Annotated in this window: 21 protein-coding genes; 8 read left to right on the plus strand and 13 right to left on the minus strand. The window is 61.3% G+C overall.

Features of this window, described 5'->3' with window-relative positions; translation table 11 throughout:
- Nucleotides 1–53: 53 nt before the first annotated feature.
- From ABIB78_RS36350 to ABIB78_RS36395, 10 genes are all read right to left on the minus strand, one after another.
- Entirely contained in the window at nt 54–659 is a 606-nt protein-coding gene (locus ABIB78_RS36350) for a hypothetical protein (RefSeq protein ID WP_429033768.1), read from the minus strand.
- Between the two features lie 30 nt (nt 660–689).
- On the minus strand, nt 690–1,319 hold the full coding sequence (locus ABIB78_RS36355) for a hypothetical protein (protein WP_429033769.1): 630 nt from the start codon (nt 1,317–1,319) through the stop codon (nt 690–692).
- Nucleotides 1,316–2,374: a TAXI family TRAP transporter solute-binding subunit gene (locus tag ABIB78_RS36360; RefSeq protein WP_429033771.1), complete on the minus strand. Its 1,059-nt coding sequence runs from the start codon at nt 2,372–2,374 to the stop codon at nt 1,316–1,318. Before ABIB78_RS36360 ends, ABIB78_RS36355 begins: the two co-directional genes overlap by 4 nt.
- A 115-nt stretch (nt 2,375–2,489) precedes the next feature.
- Complete coding sequence (locus ABIB78_RS36365) at nt 2,490–4,139, minus strand: thiamine pyrophosphate-dependent enzyme (protein ID WP_429033773.1); 1,650 nt, start codon at nt 4,137–4,139, stop codon at nt 2,490–2,492.
- A 20-nt stretch (nt 4,140–4,159) separates the two neighbouring features.
- On the minus strand, nt 4,160–5,047 hold the full coding sequence (locus tag ABIB78_RS36370; protein ID WP_429033775.1) for a branched-chain amino acid aminotransferase: 888 nt from the start codon (nt 5,045–5,047) through the stop codon (nt 4,160–4,162).
- A gap of 26 nt (nt 5,048–5,073) precedes the next feature.
- Nucleotides 5,074–5,937 carry an acyl-CoA acyltransferase gene (locus ABIB78_RS36375; protein ID WP_429033776.1) on the minus strand — a complete coding sequence of 288 codons (864 nt, stop codon included), beginning with the start codon at nt 5,935–5,937 and terminating at the stop codon, nt 5,074–5,076.
- 171 nt (nt 5,938–6,108) lie between these two features.
- A complete protein-coding gene (gene metA / locus ABIB78_RS36380; protein WP_429033778.1) occupies nt 6,109–7,176 on the minus strand; it encodes a homoserine O-succinyltransferase MetA in 1,068 nt (355 codons plus the stop codon).
- Nucleotides 7,177–7,203: 27 nt separating this feature from the next.
- On the minus strand, nt 7,204–8,478 hold the full coding sequence (locus ABIB78_RS36385) for an O-acetylhomoserine aminocarboxypropyltransferase/cysteine synthase family protein (RefSeq protein ID WP_429033800.1): 1,275 nt from the start codon (nt 8,476–8,478) through the stop codon (nt 7,204–7,206).
- Between the two features lie 83 nt (nt 8,479–8,561).
- Nucleotides 8,562–9,503: an amino acid--[acyl-carrier-protein] ligase gene (locus ABIB78_RS36390; protein ID WP_429033780.1), complete on the minus strand. Its 942-nt coding sequence runs from the start codon at nt 9,501–9,503 to the stop codon at nt 8,562–8,564.
- A gap of 41 nt (nt 9,504–9,544) precedes the next feature.
- Nucleotides 9,545–10,771 (minus strand): acyl-CoA dehydrogenase family protein, encoded by a 1,227-nt coding sequence (locus ABIB78_RS36395; protein WP_429033781.1) that lies wholly within the window; start codon nt 10,769–10,771, stop codon nt 9,545–9,547.
- A 267-nt stretch (nt 10,772–11,038) separates the two neighbouring features.
- Here ABIB78_RS36395 and ABIB78_RS36400 point away from each other — a divergent pair, with 267 nt between their 5' ends.
- The 5 genes from ABIB78_RS36400 (at nt 11,039) to ABIB78_RS36420 (ending at nt 15,659) form a co-directional block, all read left to right on the plus strand.
- On the plus strand, nt 11,039–11,308 hold the full coding sequence (locus ABIB78_RS36400; RefSeq protein ID WP_429033783.1) for a phosphopantetheine-binding protein: 270 nt from the start codon (nt 11,039–11,041) through the stop codon (nt 11,306–11,308).
- A gap of 53 nt (nt 11,309–11,361) precedes the next feature.
- Entirely contained in the window at nt 11,362–13,176 is a 1,815-nt protein-coding gene (locus ABIB78_RS36405) for a long-chain-acyl-CoA synthetase (RefSeq protein ID WP_429033784.1), read from the plus strand.
- 144 nt (nt 13,177–13,320) lie between these two features.
- Nucleotides 13,321–13,566 carry an acyl carrier protein gene (locus tag ABIB78_RS36410; protein ID WP_429033786.1) on the plus strand — a complete coding sequence of 82 codons (246 nt, stop codon included), beginning with the start codon at nt 13,321–13,323 and terminating at the stop codon, nt 13,564–13,566.
- Nucleotides 13,553–14,938, plus strand: a complete 1,386-nt coding sequence (locus ABIB78_RS36415) for a class I adenylate-forming enzyme family protein (protein ID WP_429033788.1) — start codon at nt 13,553–13,555, stop codon at nt 14,936–14,938. Before ABIB78_RS36410 ends, ABIB78_RS36415 begins: the two co-directional genes overlap by 14 nt.
- A complete protein-coding gene (locus ABIB78_RS36420) occupies nt 14,931–15,659 on the plus strand; it encodes an SDR family NAD(P)-dependent oxidoreductase (RefSeq protein WP_429033790.1) in 729 nt (242 codons plus the stop codon). The genes ABIB78_RS36415 and ABIB78_RS36420 overlap by 8 nt, the downstream gene beginning before the upstream one ends.
- 363 nt (nt 15,660–16,022) lie before the next feature.
- Here the strand turns inward: ABIB78_RS36420 and ABIB78_RS36425 are convergent, their stop codons facing one another.
- A complete protein-coding gene (locus tag ABIB78_RS36425; RefSeq protein ID WP_429033792.1) occupies nt 16,023–16,478 on the minus strand; it encodes a cupin domain-containing protein in 456 nt (151 codons plus the stop codon).
- A 573-nt stretch (nt 16,479–17,051) separates the two neighbouring features.
- Between ABIB78_RS36425 and ABIB78_RS36430 the strand changes: the two genes are divergently transcribed.
- Together ABIB78_RS36430 and ABIB78_RS36435 are read left to right on the plus strand one after the other, a co-directional pair.
- Nucleotides 17,052–17,285 carry a hypothetical protein gene (locus ABIB78_RS36430; protein WP_429033794.1) on the plus strand — a complete coding sequence of 78 codons (234 nt, stop codon included), beginning with the start codon at nt 17,052–17,054 and terminating at the stop codon, nt 17,283–17,285.
- Between the two features lie 166 nt (nt 17,286–17,451).
- Nucleotides 17,452–18,291: a hypothetical protein gene (locus ABIB78_RS36435; protein ID WP_429033795.1), complete on the plus strand. Its 840-nt coding sequence runs from the start codon at nt 17,452–17,454 to the stop codon at nt 18,289–18,291.
- A 233-nt stretch (nt 18,292–18,524) separates the two neighbouring features.
- On the opposite strand, the gene ABIB78_RS36440 is transcribed toward ABIB78_RS36435, so the two are convergent.
- Both ABIB78_RS36440 and ABIB78_RS36445 read right to left on the minus strand, forming a co-directional pair.
- Complete coding sequence (locus tag ABIB78_RS36440) at nt 18,525–19,061, minus strand: VanZ family protein (protein ID WP_429033802.1); 537 nt, start codon at nt 19,059–19,061, stop codon at nt 18,525–18,527.
- 245 nt (nt 19,062–19,306) lie between these two features.
- A complete protein-coding gene (locus ABIB78_RS36445; protein ID WP_429033797.1) occupies nt 19,307–20,242 on the minus strand; it encodes a hypothetical protein in 936 nt (311 codons plus the stop codon).
- A 158-nt stretch (nt 20,243–20,400) separates the two neighbouring features.
- Between ABIB78_RS36445 and ABIB78_RS36450 the strand changes: the two genes are divergently transcribed.
- A complete protein-coding gene (locus tag ABIB78_RS36450) occupies nt 20,401–21,174 on the plus strand; it encodes an SGNH/GDSL hydrolase family protein (protein ID WP_429033798.1) in 774 nt (257 codons plus the stop codon).
- Nucleotides 21,175–21,289: the final 115 nt, after the last annotated feature.

The following is a 21,289-nucleotide window of genomic DNA, read 5'->3' on the forward strand; positions in this document are numbered from 1 at the left end:
AGCCTAGAACCCGCATGGAGGACCCTCCCACCCCTTTCGGGTTAGGCCGTGGATCAAGGCTTCACATAGGACCAGCCCTTCTCCTGCAGTTCCATCACGCGCACGACGCCCGACTTCACCACCTCCGCCTGGCGAACAATCGGGATGTCCTTGTTCTCGGCCTTGTGCATCTTTTCCTGGGTATTGCCACAGGCCTTGAACGAGACCTCCGGCGTGCTCAGCGCCATCTCCTCGAGACGGGCCTTCACCGGCGACGTGTCGTCGCGCAACATGTGCAGGCCGGGTCCGAACGTGACCACCTCGACCTTCACCTTCTCGCCGAGATCCCTGTAGTATTGTGCAACGTTCGTTGCGTTGTTGAGCGCGAGATTCATGGCGGCGGGGTCGTTCGTGTTCACCTGTAAGATCAGGTTGTGCGACTTGCCGCTGGATGGAATCCGGGCGTTGGCATTGAGAGGAGATCGGTCCTTGTTGTGAGTGGTCGCGCTGCGTGCGACGTGGACCTGTCGTGCAACATGATGCTGGTCCGCAGTGGGGTTCGCTGTTGTCGGTGTCCAGTACCGTCCGCCGCCTTGCTCCGCCGCAGCGTATGAAGCGGCAATCAGGACCGTTGCGGCTCCGATGATGGTAACCTTCGCAATATGTTGAAACACGCGCATGATGCATCTCCTACATGCCATTGAAATCTTCTACCTATTGGGTCTCGCAGTCGGTTGTGGCCACCTGCAGGGAGCGGTGATCTTCGCGCGCACCGCATCCAACCCGCCCAACGGGAACTCCACATCAAGCGCTGGTCCGGTCCGAGGTGCTAGGTGAATATGGAGATCTCCGCTGTCCGGAAGGGACTGCAGCAAGCGGATCACGTCGCCGCCGAACGCGACTCCGGTCCCGGACGCCGGCACGGTTGCCGCGATCTGCTGCGGCTGACCGTCGTTGACACGATACGACATCGCATATCCGTCGCCGCGACCGGCCATGCGGGATCCGGCGACGATCAGCTCGCTTCGTCCGCCATGGCAGCGGATCGAAAGCGTCATTCCGCCTTCGCCGACACCATCGCGCGATGACGTCGTGGCGGTGGCTACCGGTGAATAGTCGAGGGGCGAGGTCGTCAGGCTGACGACCCAGTTGCTACCCTGGTTCGCCTGGGACGGCGCTGACGTCCGCGGCGCCTTCTGGGAACACTCCAGCCCGTCGGGGCGCTCCATGGTGGGGCAATCGCGAAGCTGGGCGATCTGACGCTGTCCTGCCGCCTGCGCCGAAGCAATGCCGTTCGCGAGCAAAATTCCAGATACGAGGCGGATCGCCGCGGGCTTCATTGCGATGGATTGCCGGCACGCGGCTCACGATCAAGCCACGCCTGCGCCGCGGGGAAGCGGGTCAGGCCGGGAACGGTCGCCGCGAGATTGATCGTCTTCCACTTCTGGTCGAAGCCCGGCTGCTGCAGCTTGTCAATCCGCGAGAACAGATACTCCACGAAGCGCTCGAGGCGCTCGTAGCGGTTCGATTTCGCTGGAAAATTGAAGGCCACCAGGGCGGTCGGCACCGCGATCGTCGTGATACGTTCGCCCTGCTTGATCAAATTGGGGTATTCCGCGGCATCGAGCGAGGCGGGAAGATAGAAGTCCTCGAACTTCTTGTCATAGGGGACGGGCAGGAACTTGAACCCCGGCTCCCAGCGGCCGCGTACAAAGGCATCCACCGGCTTCGACGTGATGAAGACGACTGCGGCCATCTCGCCCTTGCGCATCTGCTCGAGCGCGACCTGATGAGGAATGAAGGTTTTTTCCACGTCGAGGCCAAGGCGGCTGAAGATCAGCGGCCCCGAATAGGCAGCGGCGGTCCCCAAATTGTTGAAGTTGACCTTCTTGCCGGCGAGATCGCTCAGGCGCTGAATCTCGGGACGAACGAAGATATGCAGTTCGGACGGAAACAGGTTCAGCACGTAAGCCAGCCGCTGCTGGATATCTCGCACTTGGCTCTTGTACTCCTCGAGCGCGTCGGAATTGATGATGGCGGCATCGATGCCGCGCAGATAGAGCAGTGAGTTGACGTTCTCGGTCGGACCGCGTGTCACGACCGGCAGAACGTGCAGCTTGTCGCCATCGTCCACCACGCGGGCGATTTCCGATGCCAGACGTATCGGCGCGCCCTCGAGCAGACCTCCGGCGAGGCCGACCGTCCAGGCGTTCATCGTCACTTGCGGCTTTTGCGGCGGCGGCTCACGGCGCAATTGACGCGGCGCAGGCTGCGTCTGTGCATCGACGAGGCAGAATGGAACTATCGTGAGCAAAGTGGCCAGCGCCGCCGACGCGAGCAACGAGCGCAATCTTTCCGTTGCGGTTCGCGTCCCACCTGCAAGTGTCTGTCCCATGGGGATTCCCCACTTCCCCGATCTGTCATTCTGTCGCAGTCTCATGCAGCTCGCGTGCCCGCGCTAGTCCCCCGCATGGGGGAGCCACCTCCTCCTTCCGGACTATGCGGAGCACCTACCCCGACGCCGCCGCGGCGAGGGATCGATCAATCGTTTGCAAGACATCGGAGCGAACCTCGATCACCACAGGCCCCTTCGCCGACATCGATTCGGCCACGACATCGGCGGCCTCTGCCGAGTTCGCAATCGTATAGCCCTGCGCGCCGAAGGCGCGCGCCAGGGCGGCGAAGTCGGGGTTGCACAGGTCCGTCCCCCAGGGACGTTTCGGAAATGCGCGCTCCTGATAGGTGCGGATGGTACCGTAGGATTGGTTGTTGGAGATCACGATCTTGATATTGAGCCGGCGGGCAACGGCAGTGGCCAACTCGTTTCCGGTCATCAGGAAGCCGCCGTCTCCGCAAAACGCAACCACATGGCGATCCGGGTAGCGCAGGCCCGCGGCCAAAGCGGAAGGCACGCCACTGCCCATCGCGCCGCAGGCGGAGCCAAGCATCCGGGCCAACGGCGTCAGGCGGAAGATACGGTGGACCCAGACGGCAAAATTGCCGGAATCCGTCGTAACGACACCATCCGCCGGGAAACGCCTGGCGATGGCCGCCACCGTATGCCCCAGCACATCGGTGCCGGGAACACGCTGCTCGGGCCACGCGTGCACCGCCTGCCGCGTCTTCGCTACGACTTCGATCCAATCGCCGCGCTCGCGCGACGCAACCGGCAGGTCGAGCCAGGATCTGACGAAAGGATGCGACGACGCCACGATCGGCAAATCGGTATGGAAGTGCGTCCCGATCGCGCCAGGATCGGGGTAGACATGAGTCAGCGTCTGACGCGGTGGCGATTGCCGCGGGAAGCGGAATCCCAGCGAGGACAGCTCGCCGAGCCGCGTCCCGATCGCCACGATCAGATCGGCGCGCTCAAAGAATGCCACGTGCGCCGGCGAGGTGAAGAAGCCGAGTTGCCCGATCCACAGGCGGTGATCGTTCGGAAATTGATCCTGCATCTTGGCGGTCACTGTGACCGGCGCATTCCAGCGTTCGCTCAACTTGACCAGGTCCTCGCGAAATTCAGCAGTCCGGCACTCGCCTCCAACCAACAGAATCGGCCTCTCCGCCTTGGCAAACAAGGCGGCCGCCTGCTCTACGGCGGCGCGGCTGGGCTCGGGCCGCGCGACACCATGAACCCTGGCCGACAGTTGATTAGCGTCCATCTCCAGAACATCCTGGGGGAGTTCGATCACCACCGGCCCGGGCGTGCCGCCAAGTGCCGCGGAAAATGCGCGCGCCATCATTTCGGGCACTTGGGCCGCCGAATGGATTCGCGTCGACCACTTGATGAGCCCGCTGAACGTCCGCCCGGTTTCGATCTCCTGCACGGCGTCACGGTTGAGGTCGGGTGTATCGACCTGACCAACCAGCACGACGAGAGGAATCGCCTCTTGCGCGGCCACATGCAAGCCAAGCGTCGCGTTGGATGCACCCGGTCCGCGACTGACCATCACCACGCCGGCCCGGCCGGTGAGTTTGGCGTCGGCAACAGCAGCAAGTGCAGCGTTACCCTCATGGCGGCAGGTTACGAGATCGATGTCATCGCGTTGGTAGAGCGCGTCAAGCAGCGCCAGAAAACTCTCGCCTGGCACACTGAAGGCGCGGTCGACGCCGTGCGCGACAAGACTATCGACGATCAGATCCGCAACCCGGAACGTCATGCGGCTCAATCCCCCTGCAATCACGCCGCAAGCTTGACGGTGTGCGCGTAGTCCCAATAGAGCTGCCGCGCCCGCGCATAGAACGGCCCGGGCGCGAGCGACCGGTCGTCGATCCGGATCACCGGAGCGACTTTGGCGAAATTGCCGCTCGAGAAGATCTCGTCCGCGGCAAGGAAATCCGCGTAGCGCAGCGTGGCCTCCACCACGGTGACGCCGTCGCCGCGCAACAGTTCGATCACCCGCTGCCGGGTGATGCCGTTGAGGAAGGTGCCGTTGGGGGTCGGCGTATACACCACACCACCCTTCGCCATGAATACGTTGGCGTTGCCGAACTCCGCGACATTGCCGAGCATGTCCAGCATCAGGCAGTTCTGGAAGCCGCGGGAGGCGGCCTCGATCAGCGCACGCGAGCAGTTCGGATAGAGACAGGCGGCCTTGGCACCGACCGGCGCGCATTCGGCCGTCGGCCGGCGGAACGGCGACAGCGTGATCGCGTTGCCGACCGGCTTTGGCAGCGGCGCCTCGTAGATGCAAAGACACCAGTTCATCGTATCAGGATCGAACAGTACGCCGCCGCCCACTCCATTCTGCGGCCAGTACATCGGGCGGATGTAGAGCTCGGCATTGGGCGGGAAGCGCTTGATGCCTTCGTACGCAAGACCGAGCCAGGTATCGAGATCGATGAGGGGCTTGAGCCCGAAATTGACCGCGGAATGATTGACCCGGGCGCAATGGAGATCGAGATCGGGGGTCACGCCTTCGAACGCGCGGGCGCCATCGAACACAGTCGAGCCGAGCCAGAGCCCATGGGTGCGAGGCCCCATGAGCGGCACATTGCCTTCATGCCACTCGCCTTGGAAGAATGTCCAAGTGCGTGAATAGCTGACGGGCTTGATGTCGGGAAACATGACGACACTCCATACAAGCAACCGAGCTAAGGTCCGTAGATCACCAGTTCACTGTCAGATAAGTCGGCGAGCCGGGGACGCTGCGGACCTTTAAAAAATTTGCGGCGGTTGCGCTCCCGGTAGTGGCCAACCAGGTAGTCGTGGCGGCCGTTGGCGTCGAGAGCAACCATGACCACTCCGCGCCGAAGCAGGAAGCGGCCGATGGCGCCGGCACATGTGATATAGTCGGCGACGTCGCGGCAATAAATCAGCTGCATCGCCGGCGGCGCGATCCGCTCTTTGATGCGCATCGTCTGCAAGATGAAGGGGAAGGCGCGATTGTCAGCCGTACGACACACGATGCCGAGGCAACCGTAGGCTGCGTGCCGCGCCAGAATCGCGATGTCGATTTCGGACAAGCCGTCGACCAAGCCTGCGCCTTGCGGCACGATTTCAACACGCATGCCTTTCGTCGCGCGCGACAGTACCGGGAACGAGAAGAACAAGCCGCGGCAATATGCGCGAAAACCTTGGGCCTCGATGGTCGGCCAGGTCCACCTCGCCGGACTGATGTTGACGTAGGTAACATGCTCGTGGCGCTGTGCGACCTTCGTCAGCATCGGCGCGTAGGCGCGGTAGGCCGGCTCCACGTACCAGCTCGAGAGATTGCAGCGAATCGATGGATTACCGCCATCATCGCGTGCAATGTAGATCAATAGCAGAGCGCCGACGGGCGTCCCCTCATGCTCAAGCATATAGCCGAAGCGCGGAAAACCTTCGGGGACCTCCCGCGCCAGCTGGCGTTTGAGTCCGGCTACCCACCAGTCGCGCGAATGGCGGACGAAACCATCCGCTAAAAAGTCGGCGATGGCGTCCAGATCCGATATTTCAATCTCGCGACATCGGATCATCGCGCTAGCTCCGCCATGACATCCAATCCCACTTCCTTGTCAGCGCATCCGCGGACGCTTGGCGAGCGCGCCGCAGTCGTAATGCGAATCCACAATTGCCGCGATCTGACGGCCGTGATCAAAGGACAAAGTCCCGGTTATGGAAAGAGCACCGTCTCGTGCCTTTTCTGGTTACGCTGCAGCCTGCCCCGGCCTTGTTCGAGAGCTCCTGTTGATGATCGGCGGCCTTGAGCGTCCAGCTCGCTGTGACGCCATGTACAATAGCCAGTTGCGATAGACGCGCTTGGCCGCCGGATGCCAGGCGTTTCTCAACCCCTTCGCCAACTGATCGGCCGGGAAACCGGCGAAATACTCCGCACACCGGTCGGAAACCGCCTTCCGCCGGTAATCGGTCAGCATCGCTTCCGCCGCTGCACCGAAATAGCCCCTTGGTACAGACGGACAGACGTCGTTCTCGCCGCGGAGGAAGCGACCCATGTCCCTTCTGAATTCGCCCAGCAGGCTCTGGGTGTCGTATTCCGGGTGGCCCTGGAAATGAACGAACAGGCTCTTCTTCTGCTGCTTGACGAAGCAGTCGACGCCGGTCGCTGCGGACTTGGAGAGGACGGAATAGCCGCAGTCCGCGAGTTCCTCCTCCCTCACCTCATTCCAACGGGCGTGCGGTGTTCTGAAGGTTGCCGGAATTTCGCGCATCAGGAGATGGTCGCTCGCCTTCGTTTGCGCGAACACACCAATGCACTTGGCAGGCAGCTTGCGACGCTCCACGCCATCCATGTGCAGCACGGCCCCATGGACGGCCAAGCAGGAATATACGGATGAGGTCGTGTTTTCCGTGGCCCAGTCGATGATCTGAGCAAGGCTGTTCCAGTACGGCTCATCAATCAGGTGGGCCGCTTTCGGTTCCGCGCCGGTCACGATTATCCCATCGAGCCTTCCCATCAAGAGATCGTCGGTGGCGCGATAGTAGCGACGCACGTAGTCGCGGCCCCAGTCGGAACGCGGTGTCGCTTCCATCGTGTAAAAATGCATCCTGACGACGAGGCTGCCAGCCGCCGCCTCAAGCAGGTCGAACAGCTGGCGCTCGGTGGACATCAGGGCGGCGTCGGGCATGTTGTTGATCAAACCGATATCGAGGCACTCGACCCGGTTGCCTGGTGCCGCTTTTGCGCCGGCGACCTCGCCAGGCGCTCTCGATGGCAGGTGGTGGTCGTAGGCGTCTATATCGATAAGGACGGGCATTGTGATGCCTTCATTGCTGACGTGGATTCACGCTGCGGCGCGGAGCGCCTGATCGAGATCCGCGATGATGTCGTCCACGTGCTCGATTCCGACGCTCAACCTGATCATCTCGGGTCGTACTCCTGCCTTCTCCTGCTCTGCGGGTGACATCTGCCGGTGCGTGGTCGAGGCCGGATGGCAGGCGAGCGATTTGGCGTCGCCGATATTGACCAGCCGCTTGACCAGCTTGAGCGCATCGTAGAACCGCTTGCCGGCCTCGAACCCTCCGGCCACGCCAAAAGTCAGCAGCGAACACGCGCGGCCACCCAGATACTTCTGCGTCAGCGCGTAATAGGGATTGTCAGGGAAGCCCGTGTAGTTCACCCATCCGACGCGACGGTCGTCGCGCAGGAACTGCGCGACCTTCGCGCCATTCTCGACGTGCCGCTCAATCCGCACCGCCACCGTCTCGATGCCCTGGAGCAGCAGGAAGGCATTCAGCGGCGCCAAAATGGCGCCGGTGGTTCGCTGCGAGACGGCACGGCAACGCGCGATGTAGGCAGCGGCACCGTAGCGTTCGGCGAAAACCAGCCCGTGATACGATTCCTCCGGCTCATTCATCATCGGAAAGCGCTGGCGATGGTCCGCCCATGGGAATTTGCCGCTGTCGACGATAATGCCGCCGAGCGTGGTGCCGTGCCCGCCCATGAACTTGGTCAGCGACTCCACTACAATGTCGGCCCCGTAGTCGATCGGCCGCAGCAGCATCGGCGTTGCCACCGTGTTGTCGACGATCACCGGCACGCCGTGCCTGTGGGCGGCCTCGGCGATCGCCTCGATGTCGCAGACATTGCCCGCCGGATTTCCGACACTCTCGCAGAACACTGCGCGGGTATTGTCGTCGATCAGCCGTTCCAGGCTCGCTGGCCGGTCGTCCTCAGAAAAACGAACCGTGATGCCCTGCCTCGGCAGGATGTGGGCGAACAGCGTATGGGTGGTGCCATAGAGCTGCGGCACCGAGACGATGTTGCTGCCCATCTCTGCGAGGTTGGTTACCGAATAGTTCATCGCGGCCTGGCCGCACGCCACGCTGAGCGCCTCGATACCTCCCTCCATTGCGGCGACGCGCCGCTCGAGTACCGCGTTGGTCGGATTGCCGATCCTCGTATAGCGGAAGCCATCGACTTCAAGATTGAAGAGCGCGGCGCCATGGTCGGCACTGTCGAAGGCGTACGAAGCGGTCTGGTAGATCGGCACCGCAACGGACTTGGTGGTCGGTTCGATGTCGTAACCGCCGTGGATGGCGAGCGTTTCTCGTTTCATGGAGGCTTGCCCTTCGGCTCTCCGGTCTCGGGCGACCTCTGGACTTCCTAAGCGCATTACGATTCCTCGGGTGCTGACGCCGTCTACATTTCGCTCCGCGGGAAGCCGAGCAGGTCCCGTACCCCTGTCGGCCACCTGGCGACGTCTTTTCCGTGGGTATGGAACATCGCGACCGCGAGTCGATCCATGCCGAAGGCCACGCAGGCGGTGTGGGCCGGCTCGCCGTTCGAATCGGCGATGCCCCAGGTGGTGCCGAAGTGATCGCGATGATAATTGAAGCTCATGCAGGCGGTCGGCCGCTCCTCGGATCGCAGCGGTACCAGCAACTCGAACTTCAACGACTGCTGCTTTTGGCTCACCGCCATCATCTGGCCGACCCGGCCGAAGAACGGATCGCTGGCGTAGTCGACCTTGAAGGCCAACCCGAGATCGCGGGCGATCTCCTGGGCGCGCACGATCCAGCGCTCGCGGAACGCGGAGACGTGGTCCGCGCTGCCGATGCAGACATATTCCCGCATCCTGAAGGATTGCAGCCGGTCGAGATGGCGCGAGGGCTCTCGACGAAAGCAATCAGCCGCCACATCGAAGCACCAGCCGCCCGGCGGCACGCGACCACGGCTCGCCGCGATCGGGTATACCGGATAGCAGGCGGCCGGCGACAGAACGAGGTCAGCGGGTGACAGCGACGAGGTCCAGTCGCCGCCAGCGTCGAACCGGCCGACCGCCGCGTCGATCTCTCTCTCCGTGCCATGCAGGCCGCAGACGCAGCCGAGCAGATTTGGAAAACTTTTCAGATAGCCCGACCGCTCGAGCTGCGCGCGGCTCATGACCGGAGGGAAGCGCATGACCTCGGTGTCTGGCTCGCGATGCCGCGTGATCACTGCAGCGAGCCGCTCCACGACGTCTTCATACAGCGCAGTGCGGCCGTAGACTCCGGGAGAACCCATCTGGTGGAACAGCGAATCGGCCAGATGATCGAGCGGATCAGGTGACAGCGGTGCGGATTCCACCGGTGCAGCAAACATCGCGACGTTCACATCAAGCCCCTTTCGTTCGAGAACCAAAGTCAATCGCGCAGCGATGCCGGCACGGCGCTCAGGAGCGTGGCGCCACCCATGCTGCTAAGGATGCGGTCGTTGTTGATCATGATCGGAGCCGAAAGCACGTCGCGGAGGTGACGACCGATGCTGACGTCGGTGTCGTTGCGATACCCAGAGAGCCCGCAGGCACGCATTGCATGCATGACGGTCGAAACCGCGAGCTCGGAGGCTTCCACCTTGAGGAGGTTGATCGACGACTGGAAGTCGACCGACGACACTGCGCGCTCGTCACACTGGCGAGCTGCATAGGCATCGGCGTTCACGGCGATGATGGCGCGCAGCTTTGCCAGCGTCATTTTGGCCGAGGTAAAATGCGCAGCGCCGGGAGGCATGTTGCCGCCGGCTCCGCGGGCAGCCTTGCGAATGAAGAGCTGCGCCCGGTCGACCGCTGCGGCCGCGATCCCTGCCCAGACCGAGGACCAGCACAGATGCGCAGTGGGCGTCATCGTCTGCGCATGGATCTTGTCGTAGGCCACGGGAAATATCTGCTCAGCCGTCCCCTTGAACTCCAGCTTGAAACCCGCGCTACAGGTCCCGCGCATGCCGAGCGTCTCCCATGCGAGCGTGGGCTCCAGCGTGTAGTCGTCCCGGGTCATCGCCAGAAGCACCTGATCGGAGCCGGCTGCATCGTCGGAGCGGCGAGCGATGGTGACGATGCCGTCGGCCTGGGCGCCATAGGAAATGACCGTCGCGTCCCGTACCAGCGAGATCTCGGCGCCCTCGCGCTCCACCGCGGCCGAGCTGAAACGAATGTTACCGCCGTTCTGGCCTTCTGTCGTCGATGACGCTAGCAGCAGCTGTTCGTCCGCGACGCGACGCATCAGCGTTTCGTGCCAACGGCTGCCCGCTCCGTGGCGGACCAGGCAGGCGATCTTGGTTTGATGCATCGCGAAGATCATCCCCGCGGAGCTGCACGCGCGGCCGAGCGCGTAGCATATATCGGCCACTTCGGAGATCGACGCACCATCGCCGCCGAACTCGACTGGGATCTGGGTGCCCAGAAGTCTCTCGTTGCGGGCCGCGTCGATCGCCTTTTGTGGGAAGCGCGCCTCGCGGTCGACAATTTCGGCCTCAGCGGCCGCAGCCGCCGCGACGGCGGCCGCCCGCTCACTGAACGATGCGAGGTCGCGAGGGAATGCGGCTCGCCTGTTTTCCACGGCCAAGTTGCGCATCTGGACTTCCTGCACGTTCATGCCCCAACCTCCGGTTGATGGTCCGCCGATCCCACCACGTCGAGACGACGTCAGCGCGATTTCGATAGCGGCAACCTAACCGACCGTCCTTGCGGCGTCGGCAGGGCAAAGGTGGACGGGCGGGGGCAAAGGTGGAAGTCGCCGAGAACGAATTTCCGGGCGGGGTACCTCGGAAGTGGAACTGTTGGCCTCTACTGACCCGCGCTACGCTCAGGTAGCGTCACATCTGTCGTGATCTGCAAATGTCGACTGATGAGCGGAGGTGAAATGCAACAATTGACCGCCAGTATTCAAGACCGTGTGCTTTCGGTCGTCAAAGCCGTCCTCAAGGAGAACGCGATCACCGCCGATGTCCACTCGGAATCGCGCCTGGTCGATATCGGATTGGACTCGATGGATATGGTCGCACTGATGCTCAAGGTCGAAGCCGAATTCGATCTCACACTTCCGCAGCCCGAAATCACACCCGAGAACTTCCAATCGGTGAAGACACTGGAGGTATTGGTTCTCAATCAACTCGGCCCCGCGGCGGCATAAGAAATTTGGACAGAGATGCTTGCTCGGCGAACGAGCGTCCACATGGTCAGATCATGAAAGCAGGTGTGATTGAGCCCAGCGCTAGCCGCGAAATGCGACGGGGCCCCTCCGCCGCCAAAGCCTGGCTAAAGGCCATCGAGCTGACGTCGCGGATCGAAGTCGAGCCGAAGCGGCTCTTCGTGCACGTTGTTGACGAATGGGCTCGGCGCCAACCCGGTCGTCCCGCATTGCTCTCGGACCACCAATCCTACACTTATGGCGAGCTCAGCGCCCGCACCAACCAATATGCGCGCTGGGCGCGCGAGCTCGACATCCGCACCGGCCGTATCGTCTGCCTGATGATGCCAAACCGGCCGGACTATATTGCCTGTTGGCTCGGAATCACCAGCATTGGCGGCACCGTGGCACTGATCAACACAAGGCTGGTCGGCCAGTCCCTCGCCCATTGCATCGACATTGCGCGCGCCGACCAGATCGTCCTTGCCGCCGAGTGCGTCGATGCGTTCGAAACCGCACGGCCACACCTCAGTCGCGCGCCGCAAATCTGGCGCCTCGGTCCCGGCGTCATCGGCGGCGATCTGGACGCCGCACTCGCAGCCGGAGATCCGCACCCGCTGTCCGCCGCCGAGCGCGGCAATGTCACGATCGATGGACGCGCCCTGCTGATCTACACCTCAGGCACCACTGGGCTACCGAAGGCTGCAAACGTCAGCCATCGCCGAATCCTCAGCTGGGGCGGATGGTTCGCCGGGCTGACGGACGCGTCCATCGACGACCGCCTCTACAATTGCCTGCCGCTATATCATTCGGTGGGCGGGGTCGTCGCCACTTGCAGCATGCTTCGCGCCGGCGGTTCGGTCGTGATTGCGGAGAAGTTTTCCGCTCAGGATTTCTGGGACAACGTCACGAATTTCGACTGCACGGTCGTCCAATATATCGGTGAACTGTGCCGCTACCTTCTGAACGCGCCGGCCTCCGGGCTGGAGGTCGCACACCGGCTTCGGCTTGCCGTGGGCAACGGATTGCGCGGCGACATCTGGGAAGCGTTCGCGAAGCGGTTCGCGATACCGCAGGTCCTCGAATTCTATGCCGCCACGGAGGGCAACTTCTCGCTGTTCAACGTCGAGGGAAAACCCGGCGCGATCGGCCGCATTCCGCCGCTCCTGGCACATCGCTTTCCCGCCGCGATCGTGAAGTTGGATGGGGAGTTGGGCGGCCCGGCCCGTAGCGACGACGGGTTCTGCATCGCCTGCGCCCAACGCGAGCCCGGAGAGGCGATCGGGCGCATCGGCACCGCAGATCGAGGCGGCGGACCTTTCGAAGGCTACACCGACGGGGCCGAGACCGAGAGGAAGATTCTGCGCGACGTCTTTGCGAAAGGCGACGCCTGGTTCCGGACCGGCGATCTGATGCTTCGCGATGAGCATGGCTACTTCTACTTCGTCGACCGGGTGGGCGACACTTTCCGCTGGAAGGGCGAGAATGTCGCGACGAGCGAGGTGAACGACGCGATCAGAGACTGCCCGGGTGTACTTGACGCCACGACCTACGGGACTGTCGTCCCCGGCGCGGACGGGCGCGCCGGGATGGCGGCCCTGGTGACAGATCAGGATTTCGATCTCGACGTCTTCGCGGAGCATTTGTCGCATCGGCTCCCGGCCTACGCCCTTCCGGTCTTCGTCAGATTCTGCCGGGAGCTCGATGCGACCGAGACCTTCAAGCAGCAGAAGCAGCGATTAATCCGGGAGGGATTCGATCCCTCCATGGTGAGCGACCGCCTGTTCCTGCGCGACGCGGCGAGTGGCGACTATCGCTCGATCGACCCGGCCGTCTACGCACGCATCGTGGACGGTGGGATTAGACTTTAGAGCACGGTCGATCAGGAGAACCGTGTAGCGTTTTCCGAAAAGATCGTGCTCAAAACAAGGAGCTAAAGCGCGATGAGAACTAATCAAAATCTCATCGCGCTTAGGACCGGCCCAGAAGGCCATTTTTGAAGAGGTGAAACGTCCATGTCGGTAAAGTCGAGAATATTCGCGGCGATGCAGCAGATCGCTGACGAACAGAAGGTCAAGCTTCCGCCCCTCAACGACGATCTGACCCTGCACGACACCGGATTCGATTCGCTCGCCTTCGCGATTCTGGTCGCGCGGCTTGAGGATGATCTCGGCGTCGATCCCTTCACCATCGCGGACGACGCCGCCTTCCCGTCGACCGTCGGCGAGTTCATCCGAGCCTACGAGAATGTCCCCGCCTGATATCTTGTCGTTACGCGAATATCTCGGCCCGGAGCTAACGGGCCGGACGATTTCTGATGCGAAGCACGTCGTATCGCTGACCGGCATTCGCGCGCAGAGCTGTCTGGCCGGCAGATCCAGCGAGCTGTCCGGCCGCTCGGTGCTGCTTGCAACGTCGGGACAGCTTTTGTCAGCACTTGCGATGATCGAGCTCGATGGCGTCGCCCGCCGCATGCTGCTGTGTCCGCCCGACCTCGATCCGGGTCACATCAAGGCACTGCTCGCGCAGGCCGAGATTGACGCCATCGTCACCGACCAGCCGCTGCGCGGATGTGGTGCCATCGGGTGTCTGATGATGGCCGTCGGGCTGCCAGAACCGGCGGGCGCGGAATCGAAGACCGAATGCGCGACCGAATGGCTGATGCTGACCTCGGGCACTTCAGGACTGCCGAAGATCGTCAGCCATACGCTCGACGGACTCGCCGGTGCGATTGTCGCGGACGGGCCTGTACGCTACCGAAACGCGACCTGGGCGACGTTCTACGACATCCGTCGCTATGGCGGCCTGCAGATATTCCTGCGCGCCGTGATCGGTGGCGGATCGATAGTGCTGTCCGTGCCCGGGGAAGCCATCGGCGATCACGTGACTCGGCTGCGCGCGGGCAGTGTCACCCACATTTCCGGCACGCCATCGCACTGGCGCAAGCTCTTGATGAGCGGTGCAGCCGCCGATTTCTCGCCGCGCTATGTCCGCCTGTCCGGCGAGATCGCCGACCAGGCGGTGCTAGACAGCCTCGCCCGGGCGTTTCCCGATGCATCGGTCGGTCATGCCTATGCGTCGACGGAGGCCGGCGTCGGCTTCGCGGTCGACGACGGGCACGAGGGTTTTCCTGCCACGCTGATCGGGCGGAACCGCGACGGGGTCGAGATGAAGGTTGTCGATGGCTCGCTTCGGATCCGCTCCCACCGCACCGCGCACGCCTATGTCGGCATCGGGGCGCCGCCGCTCGCCGATGCCGAGGGCTTCGTCGACACCGGCGATATGGTCGAATTGCGCGGCGAGCGCTACTACTTCGTCGGCCGGCGCGGCGGCATCATCAACATCGGTGGGCTGAAGGTCCATCCCGAGGAGATCGAGGCCGTGATCAATCGACACGACAGTGTGCGTATGTCGCGCGCGCGATCGCGCAAGAGCCCGATCACCGGCGCCATCGTGGTCGCCGACGTCGTCCTCGCCGACGGCACCGACGCGCGCCACCAGGAGACGATCCGCACCGAGATCCTCACCCACTGCAAGGACGTGCTGGCGGCCTACAAGGTCCCTGCCGTGATCCGCTTCGTCGAGCGACTTGACGTCACGGCAGCGGGCAAGTTGGCGCGCGCCGATGCGTAACGTCCTCGTCACCGGCGGCAGTCGCGGCATCGGACTTGCGATCGCGCGCCGGCTTGCGGCATCCGGCGACTACAGCGTGATTGCAGTCGCCCGCCGCGAGAGCGAGGAACTGGGGCGGGCGATCCGTGAGGCGGGTGCAGACCGCCTGCATTTCAGGGCGTTCGATCTTGGCGAGATCAACCATATTCCCGCTTTCGTGAAGGAGCTACGCGACGCCTTCGGCGCGATCTACGGCCTCGTCAACAACGCCGGGATCGGCACCGAAGGGCTGTTGGCCAACATGCGCAATTCCGAGATCGAGGCGTTGATCCGGCTGAATGTGCAGTCGCCCATCGTTCTGACCAAATATGTGGTGCGTCACATGATGGCCGACGGCGCCGGGCGCATCGTCAACATGTCCTCCATCATCGCCTCGACCGGCTACAACGGCCTGTCAGTCTATGCCGCCTCCAAAGCTGCCGCCGGCGGCTTCACCCGCTCGCTGGCGCGCGAGGTAGGCAAGCTCGGCATCACCGTGAACGCGGTCGCACCAGGCTTCGTCGACACCGAACTGACGAGGTCGCTGGACGACGACGGCCGCCGACGCATCGCGGGCCGCAGCGCGCTGCGCCGCCTGCCCGAGGCCGACGACGTCGCGTCCATGGTCGAATATCTCCTCGGCGAAGGAGGCCGGAACATCACCGGCAGCGTCCTAACGGTGGACGCCGGTAACACCGCCTAATTCCTTCGATTGTGCATCAATCGTGCCGCCACGGGGGGCGGCTGGAACCGCAGTAGGTGGTTGGGGGTGCCGCGTATATCCAGCAGCGAAGCTTGCCGTCCTATTCGAAGAAGATGGGTTCGTCCCGGCCCCCTTCCGCCGGTGGGCTATCGCATATGGAAAAAAGCCAGGGACGATCCGCATTTGGGGTGACACTACCCTCGATCAGGCCTTCCCCTTCGCGCTTCGATTCCGTTTTGTTGTCCTTGACAGGATTCCAATGCGCACGTGCGCCGAGCAAACACACGGCCAAACCAAGTCGCGGAAGAGACCCGGGAACTTCCATGTGCGATAGCCCTGCCTCCGCCAAGGACCATGAAGTCGTTAGCCGGCGCCGAAGAGGCGGCCGGAGCGACGCCCGCCCGGAGCGAAGAAACTGCGCTTAAATTTATTGACCGCGCGGACGGCCAAACCCAGCCCCAACGGATTGGTTTTACGGAAGAAGGCCACCTTCTTTACATAGCCTTCGACGTGCCATTTGGCGTGCGCACCATCGCGGAAAAAGATCACGTCACCGACTCCATACCGCTTCGGCGGCATGTCGTCGCTCTCGAGCACGATCGATCCTTCAAGGATCACGATGGTTTCGTCGGAATCGTAGTACCAATTGAACTTCCCATCGGTGCAGGACCAGATCAGGGTACAAGCCGCACCGTCCGCACTGATCGACAGCGCGCAGTTCTTCGCTTCCGGGTTGCCTTCAATGATCCAGGATGGCTCGATCGGCGATGGCTTGAGGTCCACATTGCAATGACTGGTTTCAATAAGAGCAAATGGCATGGGTGCACCTTGAGCTAACTTGCGTGAAATGTTCGCAAAAAGTGAAAAGTGTCCCGACGAAGCAAATAACATGGTCTGCGGGAGCCGCCGCATCATACATTCGGCGAGCAGTGTACTGACGTGCGCTACGTTGCCGCAAGCTGTTTTGCCGCAATCAACGTGGGCGCGGCTTGGGCAAATGGATCCAGTGCATTGCCTGCACCGCTGGAGCCGTGGAATCCACGAGGCGCCGGCTGAAAGCTTTCGAACTCGCTAGAACGCGCTGATCTCGGTTCGCCCGCGGGCGGCGTTGTCGGCGGTAGCTGGAGTACCCCACTGGCTTTACCACAGTCGCCCAGTTCTCTATCTCCGGCCCCCCGCCCGTTGCGAAAGTATTGGCTTGGTCGCCTCTGAGTTGGTTTTTTCAGCGACGAAACCAGTTCGCGAAGAGAGCCGACAACGTTGATCTGGGCATCCGCTTGATCAGAGAGGGATCTGGTCGCGCTACCCGCGAAATGACGAGGGACCACGCAAATTACATTTATAGGAATAAATGGCCGGCCTCGATCCTCGCCCTAGTCAAGTTAGGGCGGCATGTCGTTGAACGTCTTTGGCTTTGATGTTGCATTTTTATCTGGGAACTTTGCGCAGTTCCGAGTTATGATTGCGCTTCTTGGAAATGCGTTCGAGGATCTTTACGGTGTGGAGGCCTGCCACACGCCTAGAGCGGGCCGACCCGTTCGGGTCTTCGATCGTTCCGCTGTGATGTGGCTACCGACTGGCAAGCTGGCGACGACGTCCGACTGGAAACAACTGGACAAAATTTAAGCCAAGACACACGCGGTTTGCCGACCCTAGAATCATTTTACGCTGGGTCCCATTAGAGCCGCGTGCTCGCGACCGACGGCCTCGACTCCTCCGGTCGGACCTTTTTTTGCCAAGGAGAGGCGCAGGCCGTACCTTACCCGATCGAATTTTATTAATGGAGATTGTCATGAACGTTCTGCTGCGGGCGCTAACAGCCAAGGTCCCCCTCCGGGTTCGGCTAACGCAGGAATTCCTGAAGCGATTTCCGCTGTTCTCATATCAATCGAGGCTGGAGGCCGAGGCTGTCGAGCGTCCCCACTACGGGTTTTGCATTTTTGAGGCGGCACGCCTCGCCTCGTCGCTTGGGTACAAAAAATTCAGCGTTCTGGAACTGGGGTGCGGCGGCGGAAATGGTTTAATCAACGCAGAAATGCACATCAGGGAGATAAGGAAGATATTCCCGGTAGAGATAGAACTCTACGGATTTGATATGGGATCGGGATTGCCCGCCCCAAAAGACTATCGTGACTTCCCTCATTATTTTCGTGGCGGGCAGTACGTTATGGAACAACCGAAATTGAGCGACCGCCTGGAATTAGCCAAACTTGTGATCGGAGACATCAACAAGACGAGCAAGTCATTCTTTAGAGAATATTCGCCGGCTCCTGTTGGCTGCGTTTTTGTCGATCTCGACTTCTACTCATCAACGAGAGATGCGCTGCACATTTTCGACGAGCGAAGCGCCAATTTTCTGCCGCGCGTTTTTATGTATTTCGATGACATCACTGGCACCGATAGCGTTTGGCTACCGTGTGAGTTCACCGGGGAAATGCTCGCGATTGAGGAATTCAACCGGGAACATGATCAAAAAAAGATCGCGAAAAACCGCTACGCGTCCTCCGCTCGCTATCGCGGATGGGGAGATCTAGTCTACGTTTGTCACGACTTCGACCATCCGAAATACAACGAGTTTGTCGGAAAGAGAGAACAGCAAGACTACGAAGAGAAGATCAGCCTGAGAGCCTGACCGAAGAAGGAGTGAGTGGCTTCGGAGACTGTGATTCCGTCGTATTTGAGAAGATGCGCGGGACCGGCTTAACTCGGGACGTGGACCCTTGGCACCATGTCCGGCACGTACCAGGATTCATAGACCGTGAAGAAGCGAAGCCTGGTCATCGGCAAGCCGTGGAGATAACGGATAAGCGCCGGGCCAGCGGCCCCTTTGGCCTTCTTGGTCGCCGCATGCAGGCGATGGGCCGGTCAGACTTGAAACCAAGAGCGCGCCCGTTCGAAATACAGGATAGCGCGACCAGCGAAGACGCCAGCGGCCCCGCCGGCGATCTTTTGCAGTGCATCTAGGGTTCGGGCGTGGCGGTCCGGAGTAATTAGCTGCAGAACCTCAAGCAGCGCGGCGGTGCCTAGCACGAACATGAGAACAGCAAACGTTCGTCGTGGATACGCCAAGCAGAACACCCCACCGAAGACGGCAAAGGCTGCAAGATGTTCGCGGCTCGACAAGGTCGCCAGAGTTGGCCTGTCTCCAATTGGGCACAGAGTCGCATAAGCAAGAAAGCACACAAAGGTCCACGCTGCGATCGTTACCAATCTCTGAAGCATGCGGCCTTCCTGTTGGCGATCACGTCGCGAGATCATTCCTGCGGCGGTGTTGAACGCTGCGATGTGTGTCGACTTCGCCGCACTGATATTCCATGAGGTTTCAGACCTGCGTTTGGTAGCCTTTGTCACCTTGCTGGTTGCACTCAGGCGTGGTTTGGCAAGCCGAAAATCCCCGAGCACAAACAAAGGTTAGTGTCCTGGTCAGCGCGCCTTGCAAGTGAGGACATCATCAAGCTTCCGTTGCTGCCAAGACAAAAGCGCACGCCGCCACCTCAATCCAACCCTCCCTTAAGGAGGGCAATTAGAGCATACGGGGTAATCCCACGGGCGGAAGCTTCGGGGCAACGACTGTCTCGATTTCCGCTTGATCGCAATTCCTGGGCGAAGGTCGACGTCGCGTACGAGCCACCCGGTCACTCGCCCCATCAATCAGGCATCCATCTAGTCGAAGCCGGGTCGGCCGGCCGCGTGGTCGTATACGTTATCAGGTCGTACCCGCGCTCGACCACAAGATCGGCGGCCTCGATGAAGCCTTCGTCATTCTCGTCCTTCGAGCTATGAAGGGTAACATCGCTCATGCGAACATCCTGGTTTGTCAGAGACAGCTTGACAAAGCCCTGATGGTCCCGAATTGGCTTGCTAATTGGAATGAGCCTCGCCTCAAAATTCGTCGGATGATAGGGCTTGAGGCGCAGGTTCTTGTAGAAGGTTCTGTCTCCCTCAATCGACAGCACGCTTTTGCAGGCTGCTGAATTGACCATCACGCCACGGATTGATGAATCCGACCCGATGTAGATCGGATAGGTTTCTCCGCGCCCAAGCCTGACACCGGAGAACGTTATCAGCCGCGAGGCATATTCAACCGGCGCGCTCTGCACTTGATCTCTGAGTGGGACGCGTTCGTAAGCCGTGAATGCAAACGTGCGTTTGCACTTTGTAGTCTCCGTCGTTCTTATCTTAGTCAAGAAATTGCCAAGGTGCGTCGCTATCACCCCCGACAGGAATTCAGCCGGATGACTGCCGTCTGCATATAGTTCCTTCGCGTCCACGTTGTTGGACTTGACGACGGCGGCAATGGTGTCCCTTACATCAACGTAGTACCAGTCCTGCTTCTGGCACACCGAAATGCAGGCAGAGATGATCGTCCTTGATGCGTTGATGTCGCTCACCGGTATGCAAACAAAAACCGGCTCGCAATTTGCGCGTTTGGCAGAATGCCCAATCCATTCGACCCACCTCACAACATCGTAGTAATCGATCGCATTGGCCGACAGGAGCGAAAAATCGATGACGCATGTATCGACGATGCAAAACTCCGAACCTTCGAAGAAGTCGCCCTGGGCGAAGTAAGGGCCGAGCAAGGACGGCGACGCCCGATCCTGCCGCTGATTTCACGGTAATCGTGTCGTCGGCATCCAGAAACTTCTGAAAGAACCCCGCCTTCAGGATGCTGTTTGACTGTCCCAGGATCGAAATGCTCAGCGACATCGGATTGACCGCCCTCAGATGGAACCGCTCAATGACATCGAAAACACCCGATGGAGAACTCCGCCACACCGCGTCAACGACATCGATTGTCTATGCCGCGGCGACGTTATCAATTGTCACGGCGCTCTGTCTACCGTCCGACGGCCGCGCGCAGCAGGGTCCGAGATCCGCATGCGACAAGACCGACACGCAATTCGCCGTATCGCCGTCCGTACCGGACAATGCGGATGCCCTGCGCAAGTATGAAAGAAATGTGTCCGGTCTATCCAGCGACGTCTCAACAGTCATGCTTGGCGACTCGCTCGTTGAGGCTTGGCCGAAGGAACTATCGGCCACGCTCGGCGCTGGACCCGTGGCCAATCTCGGCGTCGGGCGCGACAGGATTCAGAACACACTCTGGTTCATCGAACACGAGCGCGAGCGGCTGCGCAAAATCAAGCCGAAGACCATTATCGTGCTGGTCGGGACCAACAACATCTATCTCGATAAGCCGTGCGGAGTCATGGAATCGTATCAAAAGCTATTTGGAGAGATCAGGTCGCTTTGGCCGGGCGGCAAAATCTATGGCATCCACATTCTCCCGCGAGGCGAGCAAATGAAGGGTGCGGCTGAGAACATTGGATATGTCAATTCCGAACTCAGCAGGAGAAGCAAGGAACTCGGAATCAGAACAATCGACGCCTCTGACATCGCATGCGGAAGGACAACGCCGTGCGCCAATTACAAGGGCGATCTCCTGCACCTGACACCGCCAGGATACGAAATCCTCACCAGGATCACCAGGGCCGGCATTGGCGCGCCTTAGCTTGCGCGCGACCCGGCCTGCTAGGTCAGCATCGAGATGATCGATTGAAGCTGGTCGGATGCTGACGTCACGAGGCCGTCGAACGACGTCTGGCCGTGGGCCGCCGCTCGCAGGA

Source organism: Bradyrhizobium sp. I1.14.4 (assembly GCF_050435825.1).
Taxonomy (GTDB): domain Bacteria; phylum Pseudomonadota; class Alphaproteobacteria; order Rhizobiales; family Xanthobacteraceae; genus Bradyrhizobium.

Excerpts from the sequence above, each read along its gene's own strand:
- ABIB78_RS36355 (WP_429033769.1), bottom strand. The coding sequence starts at position 1,319 with ATGAAGCCCGCGGCGATCCGCCTCGTATCTGGAATTTTGCTCGCGAAC.
- ABIB78_RS36360 (WP_429033771.1), bottom strand. The coding sequence starts at position 2,374 with ATGGGACAGACACTTGCAGGTGGGACGCGAACCGCAACGGAAAGATTG.
- ABIB78_RS36420 (WP_429033790.1), top strand. The coding sequence starts at position 14,931 with ATGCGTAACGTCCTCGTCACCGGCGGCAGTCGCGGCATCGGACTTGCG.
- ABIB78_RS36410 (WP_429033786.1), top strand. The coding sequence starts at position 13,321 with ATGTCGGTAAAGTCGAGAATATTCGCGGCGATGCAGCAGATCGCTGAC.
- ABIB78_RS36365 (WP_429033773.1), bottom strand. The coding sequence starts at position 4,139 with ATGACGTTCCGGGTTGCGGATCTGATCGTCGATAGTCTTGTCGCGCAC.
- ABIB78_RS36430 (WP_429033794.1), top strand. The coding sequence starts at position 17,052 with ATGTCGTTGAACGTCTTTGGCTTTGATGTTGCATTTTTATCTGGGAAC.
- ABIB78_RS36435 (WP_429033795.1), top strand. The coding sequence starts at position 17,452 with ATGAACGTTCTGCTGCGGGCGCTAACAGCCAAGGTCCCCCTCCGGGTT.
- ABIB78_RS36350 (WP_429033768.1), bottom strand. The coding sequence starts at position 659 with ATGCGCGTGTTTCAACATATTGCGAAGGTTACCATCATCGGAGCCGCA.
- ABIB78_RS36370 (WP_429033775.1), bottom strand. The coding sequence starts at position 5,047 with ATGTTTCCCGACATCAAGCCCGTCAGCTATTCACGCACTTGGACATTC.
- ABIB78_RS36400 (WP_429033783.1), top strand. The coding sequence starts at position 11,039 with ATGCAACAATTGACCGCCAGTATTCAAGACCGTGTGCTTTCGGTCGTC.
- ABIB78_RS36395 (WP_429033781.1), bottom strand. The coding sequence starts at position 10,771 with ATGAACGTGCAGGAAGTCCAGATGCGCAACTTGGCCGTGGAAAACAGG.
- ABIB78_RS36450 (WP_429033798.1), top strand. The coding sequence starts at position 20,401 with ATGACATCGAAAACACCCGATGGAGAACTCCGCCACACCGCGTCAACG.
- ABIB78_RS36415 (WP_429033788.1), top strand. The coding sequence starts at position 13,553 with ATGTCCCCGCCTGATATCTTGTCGTTACGCGAATATCTCGGCCCGGAG.
- ABIB78_RS36375 (WP_429033776.1), bottom strand. The coding sequence starts at position 5,937 with ATGATCCGATGTCGCGAGATTGAAATATCGGATCTGGACGCCATCGCC.
- ABIB78_RS36405 (WP_429033784.1), top strand. The coding sequence starts at position 11,362 with ATGAAAGCAGGTGTGATTGAGCCCAGCGCTAGCCGCGAAATGCGACGG.
- metA (WP_429033778.1), bottom strand. The coding sequence starts at position 7,176 with ATGCCCGTCCTTATCGATATAGACGCCTACGACCACCACCTGCCATCG.
- ABIB78_RS36385 (WP_429033800.1), bottom strand. The coding sequence starts at position 8,478 with ATGAAACGAGAAACGCTCGCCATCCACGGCGGTTACGACATCGAACCG.
- ABIB78_RS36390 (WP_429033780.1), bottom strand. The coding sequence starts at position 9,503 with ATGTTTGCTGCACCGGTGGAATCCGCACCGCTGTCACCTGATCCGCTC.
- ABIB78_RS36425 (WP_429033792.1), bottom strand. The coding sequence starts at position 16,478 with ATGCCATTTGCTCTTATTGAAACCAGTCATTGCAATGTGGACCTCAAG.